Below are 4,007 nucleotides of genomic sequence, written 5' to 3'. Positions count from 1 at the left end.
GGTGCTTCTTGATGATCCACTTGCGCCGTATACGACTTAACCCAAAGCCGAGTACTCTCCCCCAGCATCAGCAAATGACTCTGAAGAGAATCGTTTTTTTCTAACTGCTGCGCTGCACGCCCTACAACGAGCGTGAAATAACCGCTGCTGACAATGATAAGGTCATCCCGAACCGTCAAAACAGGCTTAACTTCCGTCAAATCTGACCGCAAAGGGAAAACATACCGACTTTTCCATCGACCAAAACGGGTTTCTCGGTTAAAGCCAAAGCAGCTCATCAAGAAGCACCCCTGAAACCCCGCCTGCTCCAAACCAGCCTGTAGACTAGCGGCAAGGTGATCAAAATTTTCACACTGCCCCAACTCTAAGGCCAAGTGCGCCAAGGTGCTAATCTCCGTAGGCTCAGAAGAGTCAGAAGATAGTGAAAGTCGCATTTTGGGGAACACCATGGGCGATAACCTCAGTAAAAGCATGTCAAATTTAGACCCTACTTTCACAATAAGGGGGTAGCCGGCCAGTGTCTACTATTTAACCAACCATTCGATTAGACGGTAGTATCTTCCCCCTCAGCGGGCTAATAGATAGGCCTATTGTTGCACCAGCAACTGAACCCAAAACGCACTCTCCCGCCCATCAACCGACGATGCAGCAGCAACACCAATGTGCGTTAACAGAGGGTTCAACAAATTCTCACACTGCTGAGCATTGCTCAATGCCGTATTAAGAACCTCTGCAGTATTATTGCTGGCAGCCGTCACGAAAGTATTTTCTGCAACACCGCGCCATACAACGCCAACCTCACTAACGCGCTCAGTCGCACCTTTGCCATTACTACTAATGCTGCCTAGCATCCCCATTCGGGCCAGATCTGCCGAGTGCTCATACGCTACAGATGCCAAATCGCAATGCCAAGATAGCGCCGGTGCCGGTGATACCGGTAAGCCGTCACATGCCACTCCTTTAGCACGCTCCACATTAATTGCCGCTAACTGAGTAATATCATCTGACGACATACAGCTATCAAGCACCCATTGCGCCGTCATTCCGACTACATCAGTCGTTTCAAAAGACCAAGTTTGCGCTGGAACAACGTCGCCCTCATAGGTCAACACATCAATCAACTCCACGCTGTAGCGGGCATTAGGCTTTAACGCTTCAAGTGGCTGAAAAGTAAGCTGGTACTGCTTCTCGCTGTAGATGACATCGCCGGCAACAGGTTTGCCATCCACCAACAAACGTAATTCGCTCGTATCGCCAGCAACCGCAACATCAGAGGCGAATCGCACTTTTACCGAGCTGACCAGCGCAATATTGCTTCCTCCAGCCTTAGGGCTCACCTCGATATCGCTGCCGGTTAAGGGCGCACCCGAACCTTGAGAGCCAGAATCCTCACAGCCTCCCAATAACAACATAGATAAACCCAACACACCAAAACGAAGAGCAACAACCTGACAAGACGGAAACAACATAATTCACACCTAGAAATGCTTAAAAACAATCCGGGTAGTATAAATTTCAATCAACAAAACTGCGAGGAACCAACCCTCTCTCCGTGTGCGAAATTGGTCACTTTTTAGCCGAAAATAATTTTCACCTGCATTTGTGCCAAAATATAGACACCACCGCATTCGCAGACTGCTCCTGCTCTCATGTTCCCGGCTTTACGGAATAAATAGAGCCTGTAGTCGACAGCTCCGCGCGCAATGATAGCCGGCAGGGGCGCTGCTATACTTAAGCCAACACCATTAATGAAGGTTGCAACTAAGCGACTGAGCGCAAAAGGACTCCGCATGATTAGCCTACTACTTAGCCTCATGAGCTTTGTTAAAAGATACACACGAGCAGTAACGCTATTCTCTTTAGGTATTGCTAGTGCGATGCTGATAACCCTATCTATAGGCAAGCTTTACCAAAGCTGGGACGGGGACCCCAACCGAGGGGCCATAGGCATAAGCAACGGGGCGCTAGGCGAAAGCTACGCAACACCGGATTATTTAGATCAAGGCTGGGACAACGCCGATAGCCTGTGGTTTTACAACACCACACAAGGTTCCAACCTAATACCGTACGACTTCTTTATGGCGCTGGAGCAGCCCGACACTTCCGAGCTATTCCGCGACAATACCTTAATCGACAAATACCGCTACCTCCCGCAAAAACCGACATTTTTTAACCCAGACGGACTCCCTGTCGGCTTTGTAAAAGACACCTATCAAGGAAAGTCTTACATTGGATACACCTGCGCAGCATGCCATACCGCGCAAATCAATTACAAAACACATGCTATCCGCATTGATGGCGGCCCCGCCATGGCCGATATAAACGGTTTTCTCATTACACTTGAAAACAGTATGCGTCAAACACTCGAAAAGCCGGTGAAGAGAGAACGCTTCGTAGAGCGCGTTTTGGCCCGCCAAGGAGACTTTAACGAGAAAGAAGGAATCATTGCTGGGCTAGATGAATGGACTAACACTATCGCGCTCTATAACGGCGTCAACTATTCCGATGTGGAATACGGCTACGCACGTCTAGACGCCTTCGGGCGCATCTATAATCGCGTCCTTAAGCATGTCATCAACAAGAAACAAGTACACAGCCTATTCCTGTTAGCCACAAACAAAGACCGCAGCCGCATGCTTTCTCCCAAGCAGGCCAGCTTAGTGCTAGAGGGTGTAGACGAGACTATTATCGGTAATAAAAGTTTCGCCATAATATTCAACCGCCTACGATCCCTAGCACCGGGTTACCCCGCACTCTCGCGCGCCCAACTCTTTCGCTTGCGAGACCTCATATTCAACGAGCCCAACGCACCCGTTAGCTACCCTTTTTTATGGGATATTACCCACTCGGATTATGTTCAGTGGAACGGTATAGCCAGCAACGCAGGCGCAGGCCCCTTAGGCCGGAATGCGGGCGAAGTCATCGGCGTGTTTGGTACGCTGGACTGGACCGCGCAAGATCCGGGATTCAGTTTATCCGCAAAAATTTCTGGCCAAAGCAAAAAGCATAAACGCGTAGATTTTAAATCATCTGTCGACCTCGTTAACCTACGAAGATTAGAGCATCACCTACAACGCTTGAAATCCCCCAAGTGGCCAGAGGAAATCTTGGGCGCCATAGACAAAACTAAAGCTGCGCGCGGCGAGCTCATTTACGAGCATTATTGCCTGGGCTGCCATGAAGTGATCGATCGCAACAACTGGGATCGCGTCATTATTGCCAAAATGTCTGGTCTTGAGGAGATTGGCACAGATCCCCAAATGGCCTTAAACAGCGTAAACCACACGGGTAAATCGGGCAATTTTAAACACACGATTCATCAGCAGCCCGCTGGCGGACTTTATATTCCAGAAGAAGCCCCCGTCGCAATGATCCTCACCTCCGTAACCCGAGGCGTTTTAACCACCCCCGATCCCGATAAATGGATTGTTCGCCGCTGGCTCGACTGGCTTTACATGATGGCCTCATCGGTTTCTGAAAATGAAATTGAAAAAACAATTAAAAATGGCAACTACCGCCCAGATACCACCGCGGCACCTTTCAACTCATTACTATCCTACAAAGCGCGCTCACTGAATGGCATTTGGGCTACGGCACCCTATTTACACAACGGCTCGGTACCATCGTTATATGAGCTACTACTCCCCAAAAAACGCACAGAAGATCCCAATAACGGAAACTATAGGCCTGACACCTTTGAAGTTGGCGCACGTGAATTTGACCCCGTAAAAGTTGGCTTCATTTCAGCAGGTTTTGGCGGCTTCACCTTTAATACAGCACAACAAGCAAACTCCAATGCAGGGCATGAATATGCCGCAGGCCGTACCTCACAACTCAACGGTGAAACATTACCGCCCCTCAACGACGCACAGCGCTGGGATCTCGTAGAATACCTAAAAACACTTTAGGGGCGAGGAAACAATATTTCACCCACTAATGCTTGATCTCGACCTCCTTACCTTCGTTGCTCAAAGCGTTACATGCCCCGGCATGCGCCCCTTTAAGCG

General features: G+C 49.3%; 3 protein-coding genes. 1 reads left to right on the top strand and 2 read right to left on the bottom strand.

The genetic code is table 11. The features are described 5' to 3' along the window. Together AC3A8L_RS18300 and AC3A8L_RS18295 are read right to left on the bottom strand one after the other, a co-directional pair. Positions 1-434 (bottom strand): hypothetical protein (locus tag AC3A8L_RS18300; RefSeq protein ID WP_487963718.1); only part of this gene is annotated, 434 nt, incomplete at its 3' end. Positions 435-587: 153 nt separating this feature from the next. Further along, on the bottom strand, positions 588-1,469 hold the full coding sequence (locus AC3A8L_RS18295; protein ID WP_487963717.1) for a CAP domain-containing protein: 882 nt from the start codon (positions 1,467-1,469) through the stop codon (positions 588-590). Between the two features lie 321 nt (positions 1,470-1,790). Between AC3A8L_RS18295 and AC3A8L_RS18290 the strand changes: the two genes are divergently transcribed. Then, positions 1,791-3,908 carry a di-heme-cytochrome C peroxidase gene (locus AC3A8L_RS18290; protein ID WP_487963716.1) on the top strand — a complete coding sequence of 706 codons (2,118 nt, stop codon included), beginning with the start codon at positions 1,791-1,793 and terminating at the stop codon, positions 3,906-3,908. Positions 3,909-4,007 lie beyond the last annotated feature (99 nt).

This window comes from Marinagarivorans sp., from assembly GCF_982758155.1.
This window is presented reverse-complemented; position numbering and strand designations above follow the sequence as displayed.